Origin of the sequence: Mesorhizobium sp. B263B2A (genome assembly GCF_020165775.1) — a bacterium.
Taxonomy (GTDB): Bacteria; Pseudomonadota; Alphaproteobacteria; order Rhizobiales; family Rhizobiaceae; genus Mesorhizobium; species Mesorhizobium opportunistum.
On sequence record NZ_JAIUIU010000044.1, the window covers coordinates 1 to 17,959 of the forward strand.

Consider the following 17,959-nt stretch of genomic DNA (forward strand, 5'->3'; position numbering starts at 1 on the left):
CGGACCGCCCGAGCAACCCTCGGACGCGCAGTGTAGGGTGAGCCACCTCACCGGCAGAAGCGGACATACGGTCTTACTGAACACATGAAACATGAAGCAATCCTCAAATGCAGTGTCAGTGTCATCTAGAGCTAGCGAAGGGGAGGATGGCGTTCTGCAGATTGCTCCGGTTCGCCAGTGGTCAGGAATGGTGTGATCGACCAATCGATTAAGTCGACTGCACGCTGAAGTATGGCTTCCGTCCGAGCAAGGCTGGGTGAAGCGGCGGTAACAAATCCGATGCGGTCCAGGTAATCGCCTTTCCTGATGATCAGCGCCTTGGGTTCGACATGCAACTTGACCTCGGCGACACCTGGTACCGCAGCCGCCCGATTGCCGCCTTTGATCCAATTGAGGATACCATCGCGGTCGGGAATCATGATCCGCGCGGCCGCAATGTGGGAACGCTTTCTGCGTAAATCCCATTCTTCGCCAATGACAAGTTTGATGTGCTCGGAGATAAGATCGACACCGTAAGCCAGCTGAACCAGTTGAGGTGCGGGAGCGCCACCGAGGCGTGGATTAACTTCAATCACGACTGGGCCAAGCTTCGTCCATCGGAGATCAATGTTCGCTGGCCCCCAGCCGAGGTTGAGAGCCCGCAGACAGCTCAGCGAGACTTCGACGATACGCTTATCTTCGTCATCAGTCAGCACGGCCGGATAGGTGTACTTATGACAGACAAAATGAGGCGGGAGGCCGAAGTCAGCGATGGCAATGGCAACGACCTCATTCCCCATTGTGTCGACGCTATAATGGGGGCCTTGTGCGAATTCCTCGACCAGTATCCTCGGGGAGGATCGCCATATGTGCTTGCCGCTCAACAAATAGCTTGTTTGTTCGGCCACTTCATCAGCATTGCGGCACAATCGGACTCCGATGCTGCCGCTGCCTACCGCTGGCTTAACAATCACCGGAAGGCCGATCTCCGCGGCAGAGCTTTCTACCCCCGCCGCATCCGTTGCCAAGCGATAAGCCGGCATTGGAACGCCGGCCTCCGCGAGGAGCTGATGTTGAACGAATTTGTCGCAGCAACGTTCGATTGATGCGGGGTTCGGCCCCGGTAGATCGAACTGTCGACAGAGCTTGCCGACTGTCACAGAGGCAGATTCATCGCCGCCCGCAAAGCCAGTAATGCCAGCAATGTCATATATAGCACTCAGCCGGTGACATTCGCGGACCAGCGCATCGAGATTGCCTGTATCGATCCGAATAGCTTCAATGCTTTCTGCGGCAAGATAGTCGTACTGGGTTGGATCTGCCGCTAGGGCAATTGGATCAAGCCCGAGACGCTGGGCCTCCTGGATGTATTGCAGACCATTGCCCCTATGGCCTTCAACTAGGATGAGCGCTCTTCTTGCCATCTCCGTCGACCTCCGTTGCATACTGTGCGGTAGTCCGAGCGTAAGTTGGGATCAGCTGTTTCAGTTTTGCATGATCACAGACGCTGCGGAGAACGTACTATATTCGGCGATTGACGACTGCAAAGTTTCTGTAAATTCGTTTGAAGAATCGGTTGCGAGGTTTTGCTCGGGACGGGGGGTATGGAGCCGTTAGCTCCTAGCGTATCCGGCTGAAGTTCCACCACACGAGCCGATCGATGCGGGCGATTGTCCAGCCCCTTGGCGATGCGCTGAAGGGTTTGCTGGAGCTAGACGATTGGATGAATACCGTTCACTTTTTTTGCCGTCTGCGACGTGGTTGCTATGGTCCCCACACACGTCCACTGCCTTCGGAGCCAACGAAGAGACCTTTCTGATTTTTTGTTTGCGGCCTGATGGTGGCGCGCGACGATAGTGGAATCGAGTTCGCCCGTCCGTCGTTGAGGAAGTGTTCGAGTGCGGCACGTCGTGACGTTGCATATCGGATCACCTCGGAGTTTTGACTTCCTTGAAATGCGCGGCAAATTCCCATAGCCTGAACAGGTCGGAAGCGATCGCCGAGGACCGATCCTGGCGTGCAGCCATGCGAACCTTTGATTATGGCCCCGGATTGCATTCTCTACCTTCCGGCGATCGCCGCGACTCCTGTGACGCCACCATTTCTACCGAAGCCACATTACGCATCAAATGTGTTTGAGCACATTGATGCGGGAAATCCGCCCGCCAGGACCTGTGAGGGCGAAAGCCGAATGGCTGCCCTACTCGACCACGATCGTTTTTCTTCAAACTATTTTGCAGTATCTTCACACTGAGGAGCTCCTGACAACGCTATAAATATAGAGGTCAGGTGCGCATAAAAGACCTGACGATCGGACCTGCAGCCCAAGCATGCAAGATCGGAACCAACAACCCATGGCAAGGAGAGCATTCATCCTGGTTGAGGGCACAAGAGGTAATGGTCTGCCATACGTACAAGAGGCCACGGGCATCGAAAAGAGAGAAACAATGAGCAATCTGGGGGTACCGCGCAAACTCAGGAGAAGGATCGGAACGCCGTGATGAGCTTCGGCCCACTTCTAAAAATTGAACTTCAGAAAATCACCCACAATGCAGCAATTATTCGGGAAGCTTTGCGACACAACGGCCATTCCTTAATGGTCGTTGTCAAAAGCTGCTGCGGTGACCCCAACATAGTTCGGGCGATTGCGGCCGCCGGCATCTCGCAGTTTGGGGATTCCCGGATGAGCAACCTCGAGCGCCTGAGAGAGGCAAACATAGAAGGGGAATTCTGGCTTCTTCGGTCGCCAGCGCCGGACCAGCGTGAGCGAATGGTGGAATTGTGCAATGGCAGTTTGCAATCCGATCTGGATACGATCCGGAAGGTCGAACAATTACGGCCGCCTGCTCCGCATCGTGTAATCCTCATGCTTGACCTCGGTACCGGCCGGGAAGGCTTTCAGCCCAATGAGCTTCTGCGCGCCTGCGATGAAGTCGAGAGGATGGCGCATGTTGAGCTTTACGGATTGGGTATTTATTTTATGCATGCAAGCGACCCGGCCTTCGTGGAGACCACCCTGGGGCGCTTTGGAGAGATATGCAACGAGGTAGAAAGTGCGCTTGGACGTGTTTTGAAGGCTAAGTCGTTCGCCACCTCGCTTGTGTATGATCACATTCTCAAGTCCGGATTTGTTCCGTCAGGTCTCAATCATCTTCGATTGGGAACAATGCCAATCATCGGGCGTCTAACTAGCGTCGACGACACGCCGGCTCTGCCCGGACTCGCGACGGATACCGCCGTGCTTGAAATCAAGGTGATCCAAACCAAGGTTCTATGTGATCGACCAATCGCGCTGCTTGAGATAGGGAATCTTGATACGGATATTCGCGCACTGCGCCCGATTCAAAGCGACCTGCGGGTGATAGATAGCAGTAGCGATCACACCATTGTTGAACAAACGCCCGGTGCAACTTTACTTAAAGTCGGCGACGCGGTTGAGTTTACTGTGTATTATAGCAGTTTTGTACGCCTTATGAGTTCACCGTATGTAACTAGAAGTTATAGTGTCTGATTAGGATGAGTCCGGCACTTCCTCGCAGCGGGTGGCTGCGACAAAAGGGTTGGCTGCGCAAACACAGTGTGTGGAATTTTGATACATTCGAGCCTTCCAGTCACTTTGGCTGGCCTACCCTCGCCTGCGTCTGGCGGATTTGACAGAAGAAGTCAAATTGCACCGATTAATGGAGTTCTGCATATGGCAACTGTTGGCGAGCATATCGTCGATACATTTATTCCACATAAGATAGATCGCGTGTTCTGCGTGCCTGGCGAGAGCTAACTTGGCCTCCTTGACGCACTGTATGGGCGGAGCGATGTCGAAACTGTCTTTTGAAAGTGGTGCAGATTTCATGGCGCTTACCGACGCAAGGCTTCGGGTCGGCCCGGCGTCGCCTGTGTCAGCCGCGGTCTTGGCGCTCCTAACGCCTCATTGCGGTACATGCGGCCCAACTGGACGGCGTCGCCTTTATCCTCATTGTGGGGCAAGTCGCGGCGCAAGACCTGCGCCGGGAGTCCTTTCCAGAATCGAGTGCGATATGTTCGGCTCGATCGGCAAATGGACAGCCGAAATCACAGTTCCAGAACGCCGCAGAGACAATGCTGCGTTCGCTGCAGGCAGCTACGACGGACGTTCCCGGTCCTGTCGTCATCGCTTTGCCAGAAGACGTGCTGACTGCGGAATGCACCGCTAAGGCCGTCAAACGGCAGGCGGAAATCACCTCGATGTCACCACGCAAGGGTACGCATTTCCACTGCTTGTTCATCCCTCCCAACAGTTAGGCCACATTCACAATGACCTATCAGCCATGGGCACACGTTTTGCGAGCGATCTTCCATTGCCCGTTTGCCGATCTCATTCATCGACACCGTGGGCCATCTGGAGAGCTTGCTCCCTGACCGAGAAAACAGTTCGAAGACTTCCCGTCTCTTGCGAAGGTGAATTCTGGTAAGCCAAAAAACCTACAGAAATGTCAACGGTTTACAATGTACACTTGATCGAAATTAAATTGGAGATTTGAACGTATGACCGGCAGATCAAATAAATTGTGCTCGACGGAGCGCTCGGATGAACATGATGTATATTTCAATGAGGATTACTCGTACTTTGGAGACGTCGTACATTCGCCAGAAGCGAGTGACAGGCAAGCAGACGCAATTTGGAAGCTTCTTTGTCTCGCACAAGGCAGCCCAGTTCTTGAACTCGGATGTGGTTATGGGCGGATTACCAACCGGTTGGCGGAGAAAGGAGCGCGGGTAACCGGATTGGATATCTCGCCGATCCTGCTGAAAAAAGCCAAAGCAGATGCGGCAGAAAGCGGGATGGATGTCGAATATGTTCTTGGCGACATGCGTTCTCTTCCCTGGCGGGATGGATTTGACGCAGCCTTTCTGTGGCATTTGACGTTTGGTTATTTCAGCGACGCGGACAATGAGAGAGTTCTTCGTGAAGCCGCCTCCTCACTTCGAAAAGGCGGGCGTCTGCTCATCGATCACTTAAATATTTTCGCTGTGCCAAGCCACGGGGCGCCTACCTGTTACGTTGCACAGCGTAATGACGATCTAAGAATCGATATGATGAGCACCGAGGTGCTAACCGGTCGTCGGCATTGCGATAGGCTTATCGTTCGCAATGGGTGCGTTAGACGAACCCATCTTTATTTTAGACTCTATGGGTTTGCGGAATGCGCTCGCATGTTGCGGAGCGCGGGATTCGAAAGTGTTGACGCTTATGGGGAGGAAGGCGCAGCGTTTACATCCGATGGTCCTCGCCTCGTCATTGTCGCCCGCAAATAATACCGATAGTTACTGTCTGTTGTGGCGGCAAGGACATCGAGGTAGCTGCAGGGCAACGAGTCCAAATCCTATGAGGTGGATAGCGACCTGCGCTGTGGCAAAGTGAGGTCGCTAAACTCTCACACTGGAGGCAAGCATGCCCGCTGAAGCTACCCAATCCGAAGCGCCGGCCACTCCGCGCCACGGCATTAATAATGCCTCCTCCACCGCTGTCGCTTCTAAGAGTTTGTCGAGCCTGTTGTTCGGCAGGAAAGCGAGGTCGCCCATTGCGGCTTCGGCCGCCGACTCACTCTTAGGCAGCCGAGCCACGGTGGGGCGCGAGAATCTGAGTGTTGCACCTATCGACCACGACGCTGTAAAGGCGGGCATGCTCAAATATGGGCGATTGAACGCACCCTACCGCCTTGTCCTTTGTCAGAAGATTAACCAGCGGCAGGCGACATTCTCGCGCGCGGAAAGCGTCATCGCGGCCAATCTCGTCATGCTATTGTTCAAGTCTTGCGCGCTGGAATATAGCCGGCCGCAGCAGCGGCTGAGCCAAAACTCTCGCCCGCGCGAATACGCTCTTCCACCTGCGCATCAATAGCTACTATTCTCTCTGCTTTCGCCAGAATCTCTTCTACTCGGGCACGCGGTACAGCCATAATTCCCGTATCATCACCGATCACAAGATCTCCTTGTGATACTGAAATACCCCCCATCATGATGTCACAACCAATTGGAAGAAGCTTCACCCGGGTTTTGCCCGTTGTAGGTGCAACCCACCGGCTTGAAAGCCACAGTCCCGTTTCGCGAATTTCATCTAAGTCTCGGCAGGCGCCGTCTATCACGACAGCCGTAGCCTGCCGATTTTTTGCGGCTATGGCGGCAAGACCGCCCATTGTCGAAATGGGCTCACCGTTCATATCCACCATCAACACCTTGCCAGGGCCCGTCGCTTCAATCAGCTGGCCGACCGCGAAGTCGGCCTTCTCAAAATCGCCCAATACACCGGTTAATTCGCGCGCAGTGACCGCGAAGCCGATCATGCAGCCGCTGCCGCTCCGTCGCGCGATGCCCTGAATAGTCCCCTTGATTCCGAGTTCGTCCAATGCATCCGACCATGCGCTGACCCCGAGCGCCGCACCACGCTCCAGGATCTCGTTCTCGTTCATTGTCACTTGGACTGCTCCTGCTCCTATTGAATGTTCCGGTGTCGATGCGAGTCGAGCCCACAGATTGCCCGATGATCAGCATTACTCTCTAGCGTCCGGGGGCCTATTTCAAGGCAAAGCCAGATACCGCGAATTACTCGGGATCAACTTGTTCGACTTTAGTGCTTGGCGAGATCCTTCCCAATAATGCTGACAGGACCTCTACGCCCCTGCGCACGGTAACCTCATCCATCGAGGAGAATGGCAAGCGCGAGAACGTCGCTGACGGCTTGCTGACGAAAAACCCGTCGCCATCGGCGACGTCTAGCCCCGCATTGCTGGCCTCCTTGCGCAGCCGCTGAGCATCCACCGGGTGCGCGAGTGTCACTCCCACAAATACGCCGCCGTCGGGCCGCACATAGCGATGGCCGGCCATGAATTCGTCCAGTGCCGAGACCATCGCCTCCAGACGCGGCGCATAGAGATGCCCAAGGGCGGCAAGCTGATCGCCTAAAAACCCACGGCGGAGCCATTCGCCAGTCACCGAGAGCGCGAAGTTGCCAGGCGTTACGTAGGTGCTCTCAGCCACCTTGGCCGCCGCGCTGATGGTATGCGGCGGCGCAATGAGATAGGCTGCGCGAAGACCAGGCGCGATCACCTTGGAGAAAGAATTGAGCTGGACCGTTACATCGCGGCCAATATCGAGGATTGACGGCTCTTGGGCGCCCTTGTAGCGAAGAAAGCGATAGGGGCTGTCTTCGACAATCCGGAAATCATGGGTCCTCGCCAGATCGACAAGATGCTGACGCTTGGTGGATGACCACGTGGTGCCGGTTGGATTTTGGAAATCCGGAACTGTATACATGAAGACGGGCCCGCGCCGCGCCGCGGCGTTCAACGGCTCGAGCGCCGGTCCATCCGCTTCCATCGGTATGGCGATGACATTTGCGCCGTAGTGGCGCAGCAGGTGGACCACTCGGTCGTAGCAAGGCTCCTCGATGAGCACGGTTTTGCCGGGCTTCAGCCAAATGCGACACAAAATGTCGAACAGACCGACAGAGCCGTCAGCAGCCATCACGTTGGCATGTCCACACCATGATAGTCGGCGAGCCATTCCCGCAGCGGCAGGGGCCCGACCGCGGGCCCATACTGGTAGGCGACAACCTCGCGGGATGACGCCAACCCTTGGACGCAGAGCTCCAACTGCGCGCGTGGAAAGGCTTCTTCGGCAGGAACTCCGCGTGCGAAATTGATGCGTTTGGGCATAGTCTCACTCTCTCTGTCTGGCGGAAGAAATCGTAGCCAAGCACCGTTATAAATGCAGTCGCGCGTTACTATTATCAGCTATGCCGGGTTGAGATAGGCGGGGAGCGATCTGTGTCGCGGGAGTTGCGTAGTCCGCATTCGTTCGACAGCGCCTGGGTCAGGAAGCAAGAAGGCCAACGAGTGCCCTAGAGCGGGATGAGATTTATGGGAGTCGTGGGATTCCCAAATCAGCGTTGATCTGATTCAACCTTGATGCTGGGCGGAGGCCAGCATGGATGGTTGGATATTCGATGGACCTGCGCGAACGGGTTGTTGCGGCGGCTGCTCGATTTGGCGTATCGGGAGCGTGGCGCGACTGGCTTGTCGAGCGCTGCCGGGAGAAGGACTTCACCTTGCGCGGCCTTGTGGCCGAACTCGGCGAGCGCGGCCTGAAGGTCGACTGCCGCTCGGTGTGGGAGTTCGTGCACGCCGAGAAGCTGTCTCACAAAAAAAGACGCTGATCGCCTGCGAGCAAGATCGTCCCGATGTTGCGCGCCGACGGATGCAATGGGTTCTGTATCAGGACCGGATCGATCCCACCCGCCTGGTGTTCATCGACGAGACCTGGACCAAGACCAACATGGCCCCGCTCAGAGGCTGGGCGCCGGTCGGACAGCGGATCAAGGCCAAAGTGCCGCATGGCCACTGGAAGACCATGACCTTCCTGGCTGCGCTGCGCCATGATCGCGTCGAAGCGCCTTGGCTCATCGACGGACCAATCAACGGCGAGAGGTTCCTCCTCTATGTCGAGAAGGTTCTCGTACCCACCCTCCAGTCGGGCGACATCGTTGTGATGGACAATCTCGGCTCTCACAAAAGCAAGGCCGTTCGGCGCGCCATTCGCAAAGCCGGGGCGAAGCTCTTCTTCCTGCCCAAATACTCGCCCGATCTCTCCAATCGAACAGCTCTTCGCCAAGCTCAAGCACTGGCTGCGAAAAGCGGCAAAGCGAACCGTCGAAGCCGTCTGCGACGCAATCGGCCAAACCCTCAATCGTGTCACTCAACACGAATGCTCAAACTATTTCGCAAACTCAGGCTATGACCGGAGCTAATCTCATCTCGCTCTAGCAGTCTGGTGGGGAAGGCTGGTGATGTTAGAACGGGCATTAAGATCCTCCGCCTGCACGCGGATGCGAAGGCGCGAGTTAGCGAGCGGTGTGGCGATCTGCTCGGCCTGGTCGGTGGAGCTCAGAACAGGTTCGACCGCCACGCCTGCAAGCCGCAATGACGGCACAAGCTCTGCCCGCACGCCTCGCAGCTGTGACGTTGCTGAGGCTCATCCCCAGGCTGCCTCCGCGATCATCGCTACTGGACCATCTTGACGCGCGGTCCAAAGTTTCATTTTTCCGTCTTCCTCCGCCGCATGCAGGTTTATGGATTCATCATCAAAGAGCGATGAAGCCGCGCGGAAAACGAACTTCGACGGGGGCTTGCCCTTCAATTCGGCCGCATAGTTCAAAAGCAGTGTCGCCTGCAGCGGTGCATGAATGACAAGGCCGGAATAATGCTCGACCTCGACGGCGTAAGGGCGGTCATAGTGGATGCGATGGGCGTTGAACGTCAGCGCCGAATAGCGAAAGAGCAACGGAACGGAGACGCCGACCTGCCGGTTATGCGATCCCATCGCAGCTGCCTCGGTATCCGGCTGGTTTGAAGCGTCCTGCGCCGTGCTTGCCTCTCGGTACACGATCGTCTGCGTCTCCTCGATCATGACTGTCCCCAAGACACTAAGCTTGTGCTCCACTGTTACGAAGCAAAGCGTTCCAGTCCGGCCTTCCTTGACCGCCACGTCGGCCACCTGCGAGACCCGCTCGACCAGGTCGCCCACTCGCAACGCTCCGGAAAAGGCAAGGCTGCTGCCGGCCCACATGCGTCGCGGCAACGGGACCGGGGGCAGAAAACCGCCCTTCTCTGGATGACCGTCCTCAGCAAGCAAGCTCGTTGGCATAGCGGAGGGGGCAAGGCAGTAGTTGATAAGCAGCGGCGCAGCATCGCCCAGCGACGGAACGGCGCCCTTAATATCGATGGCCGCACTGAACCGTCGAACCAGATCGGGCGAAATGGTATCGGATGCGCTTTCCTCACGGCCGATCCATGAGCGAAGCCGCTCGACGTCCAAATTAGGCATCAGTATGCTCGGTTTGGGGTGCGCAGGCGGTGTGTCGTGAGTCCGTGCCGGGATCGGTCGACAGGGTCGCGGGTTGCCAAGGAAGATAGCCACGTCATTCTCGAGCCCTTCGTTGCTGACTAAGCGAGCCTGTGATGGGCGTTCTCGGGCCCGGGCGACAGACCCTGTTATGGGAAACTAGCTATGCCCCTTGGTTATAGGTCGCCGCAGCCATCATAGGGGATTGAGGCTTTGCTGAGACGTCCCATCATGCGACCGTCTTCGACGGCCTTGCGAAGTTCGACGCGCACCCGGCGGGCAAGCTCGCGCATGGCGAGTGTGGTTGGCCTCTGCAGCGAAAAGGCCAGCATGAAGCGTTGCGTGAGATTGGGCTCGACCAGCTTCCTGAAGCTGAATTCGGGATTGCTGGCCTCGAAATTGATCACGCCGTGCGGCAGCACTGTCAGGCCATGCCCGTCGCGGACCAGTTTCTTGAGCGGCGCCAGAGCATCGACTTCCGCCTTGATGTCAAGCTCAAGGCCAAGCCGTTGCATGGCGCCGTCCAATTCGCGGCGCAGGCCATGATTGCGGCCGACGAGCAGGAGCGGCAAGCCGACCAGCGCAGGGGTCGGGAAGGTTTCCGTGTCGGGGGCGATGGCGTCAATATCTCTTCTTCGACCGAACAAAAGCAGGTCGACCTCGAGCAGGGGGTCCATGCGCATATATGGCGCCTTGCGTGCATTGTTGATGATGGCCATGTCGACGCGGCCGCTGGCCAGCCATTCATTGATGAAGCCGGAAAGGCCGTCCACCAGATGAAGCTTTATCTGCGGATAATGCACGAAGAAATCGCTCACGATCTCCGCGCCGATCGCAGCACTCATGGATGGCGGCATGCCGAAGACGATGTCGCCTGCGGGAACCTTGGCGGCGGCGACCAAGTCCGATTTGACCTGATCAAGCTCCCGTAGCACCGGCACGATGGCGGCATAGAACTGAGCCCCTTCCTCTGTGGCCCGAACGCCGCGACCGTGGCGATACAAAAGCTGCACCCCCAGTTCTTCCTCCAACTGCCTGATCTGGCGACTCAAGGCTGGCTGGGCGACTCCAATGATGCTCGAGGCCTTCGAGAGCGCGCCTGATTCCGTGACAATCAGGAAATGTCTTAGCTGTCGCAGTTCCAAAAGGGCTGACTCCAATCAGGTCGCGAGTGTTGTCCCGAGATCATGCCTGTCTGTTATATCTTAGAAAGATGCCGTGCTTAAAGCGCGATTCGCTGGTCTAAGGTCGTCCCGCATGAGAGGCAGCTTGCGGATCTCTAAGGCATTGAGACAGGAGCGCGGTTGCGGGAGCTTTTTGCACTGGCGTTGGCCTCATGAATAATCGGATGAGAGCAGGCGGCCAATGCGGTTGGCCGCCGCCGTGAGCTTGGGCAGGATCTTGGCGAGCTGCCGCCGCCTGTCGCCAGCCATGCGCAGCATCAGGCTGCTGAGGGCGATATATTCACCGGCCACGGTCGGCACAGGGACCGCCACGGCCCAGATTCGTGACTGGTAGACCTCGTCAAGGTAAGCCTGTTCGGCAAAGGCGTAGCCATGGCAACGGACGTCCTCGAGCCTTTCCGGGAGCGCCGCTAGAAGCGTGGGATTGCTATCCCAGCGCGACGAACTCTGCCCTCGGGCCAGCGCCTGACGGCGTTCCTCGGGAGACATGCGCGAAAGGGTCACGAGGCCGACGCCGGTGGCGACGAGCGGAATGCGCGCACCAACCCTGCCTGGGATCGATAATCCCAGCGCGGCGCGGTTGGAATAGGCGATCACCATGGCGTCGCCGTCGAAGACCGCCAGATTCGACGGCCACCCGATCTCTATATGCAACTGCTCCACCACAGGCATTGCGAGCTCGATCAAGCGATAATGAGGGTCATATCCGCGGCTGAGGGCTAGGGTCCGCCCGGTCACCTTGTAGGTCGTCTTGCCAGCTTGGCGATAGACGTAACCGCCCTCGAGCAGCGTTTCGACGAGGCGGACCACAGTTGGCTGCGGCAATTTGCAGAGGTTTGCAATGTCCGACACATTGATTGGTCCATGCTCGCTGACGGCTCGCAACACCGCCAGCCCCCTCTGCACAGCTCTCACCGGTTCAAAAACGGACATTGGGCAGTTGATCCCGGTTGTATCCTCCCGATCGCCTAGCTTATGGTCCCGATCAGGTCGAGAGCCTATTCCGCGGCCTGAGCGCTAACGGCAGGTGACAGTGCCGAGGCGATAATATCGTTTTGCTCCACCTCATGCCGGTCGATCGATCCACCGGCGGCTGCAGCCATCGCTGGCCGTCCGACATAGGCGAGCGGCCGGTCGGGCGCCATTTCGCCCACGCGATCCCGCATGAAAGACCATGCCCCTTGATTGGAAGGCTCCTCCTGGCACCACACGATCGGAATGCCCTGGAACCGCTGGAGGACCGCGCCGATGGCTTCGCTCGGGAAGGGATAGAGCTGTTCGACGCGGACCAGCGCCACGTCGTTGATGCGCTCTTGCGCCATAGCCGCCCGAAGGGCGTAGGCGATCTTGCCCGAGCAGAGCACCAGCTTGCAGCACGTCGAGGCGCAGGGGGCCTCGACGATCACTGGCTGGAAAGACGTTCCCTCGGCGATATCATCAAGCCTCGATACGCAATCGCGTAAGCGCAGCAGTGACTTCGGGGCGATCAGAAACAGCGGCTTGCGCATCGAGCCCCGTACCTGTCGGCGATAGAGGTGGAACAGGTTTGCCGGCGTCGAGGGGTTTGCGACGACAAGATTGCCGCCGGCACAGGATTGAAGTATACGCTCGATACGAGCCGAGGAATGGTCCGGGCCCTGGCCTTCGAGCCCGTGCGGCAGGGCAATGATGAGCCCGGAGCTCATCCGCCACTTCGCCTCGGCAGTTACAATGAACTGGTCGACGACCACCTGGGCGCCATTCAGGAAGTCGCCGAACTGGGCCTCCCAAACCACCAGTCGCGTCGGGTCGGCTAGGCTCATTCCGTATTCAAAGCTCAGCACCCCATACTCTATCAAGGGCGAGTTCACCGCGTCAAAGCGCGCGCCGGCCTGGCCCAGGCCCGCGAGAGGCATCGCAGTCTGACCGGTGCGCCGGTCATGCAAGACCAGATGGCGCTGCGTGAACGTGCCTCTGGCGCTGTCTTGTCCGCTCAGTCGCACCGAGGTGCCTTCGTCCAGAAGGGAGGCGAAAGCCAGAGCCTCGGCGGTGGCAAAGTTGAAGCCGCTGTTTTTCTCGATCGTCTCCAACCGCGCCGTCAGGAAGTTGCGCACCTTCGGGTCGGCTTCGAAGCCGTCGCCGACGGCACTCATGCGCCGGGCCGAGTCCAGCAGCCGATCGCGCGCGACGCCGGTCACGATGCCGAAGGGGAAGGGGCCAGCGGGCTGCGGCGGGGCAAAAATGTCAGTTTGGCGCTCCGGTTCCCCGTTACTCATCTGGTCATATGTCGTATAGGCTCGGTCGAGCGCCAAATGGAACGCCCTGCGCTTCGCCTCTGCCATATCGAACGCTGTGGCCGAGGCGGCCTTGACACGATCCGAATGCAATTGCTTGAGCGTCGGCCGCTCGTCGACCTTGGACCAGGTAAGCGGCTGTGTGAAACGCGGTTCGTCGAGTTCGTTGTGGCCGTTGCGGCGGTAGCAGACCAGGTCAATGATGACGTCCTTCCCTGTCGCATTGCGCCACGCGACCGCAACGCGGGCGACCGCAGCGGCGGCAATTGGGTCTTCGCCGTTGACATGGAAGATCGGCACGCCGAAAGCCTTGCCGATATCGCTCGGATGCGGCGACGAACGTCCCTCTGACGGGAGGGTCGTGAACCCGATCTGGTTGTTGACGATAAGATGGATAGTGCCCCCGACACTGTAGCCAGCCAGCGCGGAAAGCTGGAGCAATTCCCAGACGAGACCCTGGCCGGCAAAGGCAGCATCAGTATGCATCAGGAACGGTAGGACCTGCGAGGCACCGGTCGTGCCAGCGTTCGCCCTCCCCTTCTGCTCCTGTCTGGCGCGCGCCGCCCCGACAGCTACGGGCGCGACAACGATCAGATGGGATGGGTGAGGCAGCAGACGCACAGCCACTTTACCTGCGCCGGTCTCGACCTCCGCAGCCAGGCCGTTGTGGTAAGGCACGTCGCCGGTGAAGGCCGCAGCGCCATCGGTGATGTCGCGCCCCTTGATCTCGGCAATTAGCGCCGGCAGCGGCTTGCCGAGCACGGTCGCAAGCGTCGCCAGGCGGCCCCGGTGCATGCCGCCGATAACCACCTCCCGGACTCCCACCTCGGCCGCGTAGCGAAAGATCTCGCGAGAGATGACGGCCGACGACTCCGCCCCCTCTATGCCGAAACGCTTTTTGGTCGGCCATTTTGTTTTGATGAAATGTTCGAATTCGTCGGCCAGCATCACCGCTTCAAGCGTGCGCGCATACACCTCGTCGTTAGCTTTGGCGAGGATCTCGCGTTCGAAGCGCTCATAGACCCATGCGCGTTCATCGGTATCGAGTAAATGGCTGGCCTCGATGGCTGCCGTGCCGCAATAGATCGAGCCGAGCGTGGCGATCGCCTGTGCTTTTGGCAGGCTCACTTCCCCGCCGGCTAGCGTCAAGGCAACGGAATCTTCGCCGCCTTCAATAGAGTTCAGTTCCGGGATGAGGCCGGGAGCGCTCATTTCAAGAGGGTCGAGGCGGGCCTGGCGGTGCCCATAAATCCGAAACAGTTCGGCTATGCGGTCGCCATTGTCGCCACTGGCGTGCGCCGGCGCTTCCATCAAGGCGAGCTTCACCCGCCAGTCGGCTGGTACCGACGCCGGATCTTTCACGAAGCGTGCATACAAATCCAGGAAAAAGGCGCTATCGCCACTGAGGGGCAGGGTCATAGATGCTCTCTTGAGGGCACGTTCGGTTGTCGCCGAACCAATAAAGGGTGCTAAGAAGAAGTCTCGACATTTTGGAGCGCGTATTCACGCAATGAATAAAATGAGCCGTATTCCTTGATGGGCGGGGCTATTTCCCCCATGAGGTGAGCTGAACTTGACGGGTTAAGCGATGTATGGACTTCTTCATGGTGTGCGGGTGATCGAGGGGGCATCCTTCATTGCCGCTCCCTTCTGCGCGCTCTCGCTTGCCCAGCTGGGCGCTGAGGTCATTCGCTTCGATGCAATCGGCGGCGGTCCTGATTTTCATCGTTGGCCACGCTCTCCCGGCGGCGGCAGCTTCTATTGGGAAAGTCTCAACAAGTCCAAGAAGTCCATTGCCATCAATCTCGCGGACCCTCGCGGACGTGAGCTTGCTGCGGCTCTGGTGACTGCCCCAGGCGAAGGCGGCGGCATCTTCGTCACCAACTATCCTGTGGCCGGATTCCTGTCGCATGATCGGATGGCAGCGCGCCGGCCGGACGTGATTACGGCGCGTATCATGGGCCATGCCGACGGCGGCAATGCTGTCGACTACACCGTCAATTGCGCTATGGGCGTCCCGATGATGACCGGCCCCGCCGAGAAGCCCAACGATCCTGTCAATCACGTTCTGCCGGCCTGGGACCTTTTGGCCGGGTCGACTGCGGCGACCAGCGTCCTTGCCGCGCTTATCAGCCGTCGTGCCACCGGACTGGGTCAGGAGATCCGCGTCCCGCTAAGCGACATCGCCGCCGCCACGCTCGGCACGCTAGGCCAGGTGGCCGAGGTGGTTGTAAACGGACGGGACCGCCCGAAGATAGGCAATGACCTCTTCGGAGCCTTCGGCCGCGATTTTCTCACAGCAGACGGCCAGCGGCTGATGATCGTGGCGATTACCAGCCGCCAATGGAGTGGGCTGGTGCAGGCCCTCGGCATTGAGGCCGGGGTCGCTACGCTCGAGGCTGAGCTGGGTGTCTCGTTCGCACAGGACGAGGGGCTGCGCTATGAGCACCGTGGTCGCCTAGGCGCGTTGGTCGAATATGCCGTTTCAACGAGCCCGGCCGCTCACCTAACAGCGCGCCTTGATGAAGCCGGCGCATGCTGGGGGCCGTATCGCACATTGTCGGAAGCGGTCGCCAAGGAGAAACCCTTCCAGCCGGAAGGCGAACTCTTCACAGACGTGGACCATGTCAGCGGACACACCTATCCAACGCCAGGCTATCCCGCGACCTTCCGGGGACTTCAGCGCCAGACGCCGGTACGGGCCCCGAAGCTCGGAGAACACACGGAAGAAGTGCTGGCCGGCGTTCTCGCCCTACCCAGCCACGAGATTGCCGCCTTGCATGATAGCGGCGTCGTCCAGAGTCCAGGAGCACATGCGTGACGGCCAATCCTCTCGAGTTCGCTTCAGGCGCCACCCTTGTCGCGTTGGCGAACAGTGCCGTGACCGCAGCTGAACGCTACGTCGCTGCCGTCCGCGAAAAGGTTCAAACCTTGGTTGCTCCCCAAGGAAAGGTGGATTCGCGCTTGCTTGACCGGTCTCAGCGCGTGGCCCACGGCTTCGCCTGGCTGGCAACGTCGGTGGCTACGCTCAATGCGGTTGCGGCCTGGGGCGCGCGCCATCTGCGCGAAGGGACTTTGCGGCGTGGCGACGAACTCGTGATCGCTATCGGGTTCGGCGAGTATCTTGGCCAGCTCGTAGGCGGGCTCCCGATGAGTCAAAATGAGATTCTCCGCCCGGCGGAACTTAGCGCTACCGCCGAGGCCCTCGCGCTCCTGCGCGAGCCCTCGGTCGCGTCCTTCATGGCTCATGGCAATTCTCCCGCGCACCGCGAGGAACTTGTCTCGCTGGCCGCCCAAGGAGACGCGGTGAGTGAAAAGCTGGGCGATGACGACCTCGACTTGATCCGGCTCGAGATTCGGCGCTTCGCCGACGAGCGCATCTTGCCGAATGCCCATGGTTGGCACCTGAGAGACGAGCTGGTTCCGGACGAGATCGTCACAGAGATGGCGCAGCTGGGCGTGTTCGGCATCTGCATCGATCCCGCGTTCGGCGGACTGGGCCTTGGCAAGCTCGCAATGTGTGTCGTGACCGAAGAGCTGAGCCGGGCCTGGATTGCGACCGGCTCGCTCGGCACGCGCTCGGAGATCGCTGGCGAGCTTATAGCAGCCGCCGGCACGCTCGAGCAAAAGCAGCGCTGGCTTTCCCGCATCGCCTCTGGAGAAATCTTGCCGACCGCGGTTTTCACCGAGCCGGACACCGGGTCTGATCTTGCGAGCCTGAAGACCCGGGCGGTCAAGACACCCGAAGGCGGCTGGCTCATCCAAGGCAACAAGACATGGATCACGCACGCTTCGCGTAGCGATTTGATGACGGTGCTGGCCCGCACCAATCCCGCCTCGACCAGTCATGATGGACTTTCCATGCTGGTTGTCGAAAAGCCACGCGGCACCCGGGACGAGCCTTTTCCGTCTTTCGGCATGAGTGGTGGCGAAATCGAAGTCCTCGGTTATCGGGGGATGCGCGAATATGACATCGCTTTTGACGGCTTCGCCGTCCCGCCCGGCGGACTGCTCGGTGGGGCCGAGGGTCAGGGCTTTCGCCAATTGATGCGAACGTTCGAGGGCGCGCGCATCCAGACTGCAGCCCGCGCGGTCGGCGTTGCGCGTCGCGCGTTTGAGCTGGGTTTGGGCTATGCGCTGGAGCGCAGGCAGTTCGGCCGATCGATCGTCGCCTTCCCACGGGTCCACGACAAACTTGCCATGATGCTCACCGAAACCGTGATGGCCCGCGAGATGACCTATTTAGCCGCCCGCCAAAAGGACTTGGGCACGCGCTGCGACATCGAGGCCGGTATGGCAAAGCTGCTCGCCGCACGCGTTGCTTGGTCGAACGCCGACACCGCGCTCCAAATCCACGGCGGTAATGGCTACGCCCTTGAGTATGAGATCTCGCGTGTCCTTTGCGACGCCCGCATCCTGAACATCTTTGAAGGCGCTGCCGAAATCCAAGCCCACGTCATCGCCCGGGGCATGCTGCAACAGCAGCCGGGGCAGCAAAACTAGATCGGGGCGTTGCCAAGTCGCCCCAGCATTTCGAAATTATCTGTCAAAAAACGCATCAAGAACCTGCCCATTCGTCCCTAAGGCGGCTTGTGATCCTAGTCGTCGACAACATGTTGGCTATGCCGAACCCGGTGAGATCGCCGA

General features: G+C 59.0%; 11 protein-coding genes and 1 pseudogene. 5 read left to right on the forward strand and 7 right to left on the reverse strand.

The genetic code is table 11. The annotated features are described in order from the left end of the window. Positions 1-131: 131 nt before the first annotated feature. The gene (locus tag LB568_RS32330; protein ID WP_064994946.1) at positions 132-1,403 is read right to left on the reverse strand and encodes an ATP-grasp domain-containing protein; all 1,272 of its coding nucleotides are present in this window, start codon (positions 1,401-1,403) and stop codon (positions 132-134) included. Between the two features lie 1,076 nt (positions 1,404-2,479). On the opposite strand from LB568_RS32330, the gene LB568_RS32335 reads away from it, so the two are divergent. Both LB568_RS32335 and LB568_RS32345 read left to right on the forward strand, forming a co-directional pair. Continuing rightward, entirely contained in the window at positions 2,480-3,490 is a 1,011-nt protein-coding gene (locus LB568_RS32335; protein WP_084016112.1) for an alanine racemase, read from the forward strand. A 1,010-nt stretch (positions 3,491-4,500) separates the two neighbouring features. Beyond that, positions 4,501-5,271 carry a class I SAM-dependent methyltransferase gene (locus tag LB568_RS32345; protein ID WP_084016108.1) on the forward strand — a complete coding sequence of 257 codons (771 nt, stop codon included), beginning with the start codon at positions 4,501-4,503 and terminating at the stop codon, positions 5,269-5,271. Positions 5,272-5,762: 491 nt separating this feature from the next. Here LB568_RS32345 and LB568_RS32350 read toward each other — a convergent pair whose 3' ends face one another. Then, positions 5,763-6,425, reverse strand: a complete 663-nt coding sequence (locus LB568_RS32350) for an RraA family protein (protein WP_198327544.1) — start codon at positions 6,423-6,425, stop codon at positions 5,763-5,765. A gap of 133 nt (positions 6,426-6,558) precedes the next feature. Continuing rightward, the gene (locus LB568_RS32355; RefSeq protein WP_064994936.1) at positions 6,559-7,479 is read right to left on the reverse strand and encodes a PLP-dependent aminotransferase family protein; all 921 of its coding nucleotides are present in this window, start codon (positions 7,477-7,479) and stop codon (positions 6,559-6,561) included. A 466-nt stretch (positions 7,480-7,945) separates the two neighbouring features. Here LB568_RS32355 and LB568_RS32360 point away from each other — a divergent pair. After that, positions 7,946-8,761: pseudogene (locus LB568_RS32360) on the forward strand (IS630 family transposase). Positions 8,762-8,985: 224 nt separating this feature from the next. On the opposite strand, the gene LB568_RS32365 reads toward LB568_RS32360, so the two are convergent. The 4 genes from LB568_RS32365 to LB568_RS32380 all read right to left on the reverse strand — a co-directional run bounded on the left by LB568_RS32365 (position 8,986) and on the right by LB568_RS32380 (position 14,731). Beyond that, positions 8,986-9,837: a MaoC family dehydratase N-terminal domain-containing protein gene (locus LB568_RS32365; RefSeq protein ID WP_064994934.1), complete on the reverse strand. Its 852-nt coding sequence runs from the start codon at positions 9,835-9,837 to the stop codon at positions 8,986-8,988. Between the two features lie 194 nt (positions 9,838-10,031). Further along, positions 10,032-11,015 (reverse strand): LysR family transcriptional regulator, encoded by a 984-nt coding sequence (locus LB568_RS32370; protein ID WP_084016104.1) that lies wholly within the window; start codon positions 11,013-11,015, stop codon positions 10,032-10,034. A gap of 174 nt (positions 11,016-11,189) precedes the next feature. Next, positions 11,190-11,972, reverse strand: coding sequence for an IclR family transcriptional regulator (locus tag LB568_RS32375; protein ID WP_064994932.1), 783 nt, complete (start codon positions 11,970-11,972; stop codon positions 11,190-11,192). 65 nt (positions 11,973-12,037) lie between these two features. Further along, a complete protein-coding gene (locus LB568_RS32380; RefSeq protein WP_064994931.1) occupies positions 12,038-14,731 on the reverse strand; it encodes a 2-oxoglutarate dehydrogenase E1 component in 2,694 nt (897 codons plus the stop codon). Positions 14,732-14,900: 169 nt separating this feature from the next. On the opposite strand from LB568_RS32380, the gene LB568_RS32385 reads away from it, so the two are divergent. Continuing rightward, entirely contained in the window at positions 14,901-16,133 is a 1,233-nt protein-coding gene (locus LB568_RS32385) for a CoA transferase (protein ID WP_064994930.1), read from the forward strand. Then, positions 16,130-17,815 carry an acyl-CoA dehydrogenase family protein gene (locus LB568_RS32390; protein WP_084016102.1) on the forward strand — a complete coding sequence of 562 codons (1,686 nt, stop codon included), beginning with the start codon at positions 16,130-16,132 and terminating at the stop codon, positions 17,813-17,815. Before LB568_RS32385 ends, LB568_RS32390 begins: the two co-directional genes overlap by 4 nt. Positions 17,816-17,959: the final 144 nt, after the last annotated feature.

Excerpts from the sequence above, each read along its gene's own strand:
- LB568_RS32365 (WP_064994934.1), bottom strand. The coding sequence starts at position 9,837 with ATGCCTAATTTGGACGTCGAGCGGCTTCGCTCATGGATCGGCCGTGAG.
- LB568_RS32380 (WP_064994931.1), bottom strand. The coding sequence starts at position 14,731 with ATGACCCTGCCCCTCAGTGGCGATAGCGCCTTTTTCCTGGATTTGTAT.
- LB568_RS32385 (WP_064994930.1), top strand. The coding sequence starts at position 14,901 with ATGTATGGACTTCTTCATGGTGTGCGGGTGATCGAGGGGGCATCCTTC.
- LB568_RS32350 (WP_198327544.1), bottom strand. The coding sequence starts at position 6,425 with ATGAACGAGAACGAGATCCTGGAGCGTGGTGCGGCGCTCGGGGTCAGC.
- LB568_RS32345 (WP_084016108.1), top strand. The coding sequence starts at position 4,501 with ATGACCGGCAGATCAAATAAATTGTGCTCGACGGAGCGCTCGGATGAA.
- LB568_RS32355 (WP_064994936.1), bottom strand. The coding sequence starts at position 7,479 with ATGGCTGCTGACGGCTCTGTCGGTCTGTTCGACATTTTGTGTCGCATT.
- LB568_RS32330 (WP_064994946.1), bottom strand. The coding sequence starts at position 1,403 with ATGGCAAGAAGAGCGCTCATCCTAGTTGAAGGCCATAGGGGCAATGGT.
- LB568_RS32375 (WP_064994932.1), bottom strand. The coding sequence starts at position 11,972 with ATGTCCGTTTTTGAACCGGTGAGAGCTGTGCAGAGGGGGCTGGCGGTG.
- LB568_RS32335 (WP_084016112.1), top strand. The coding sequence starts at position 2,480 with ATGAGCTTCGGCCCACTTCTAAAAATTGAACTTCAGAAAATCACCCAC.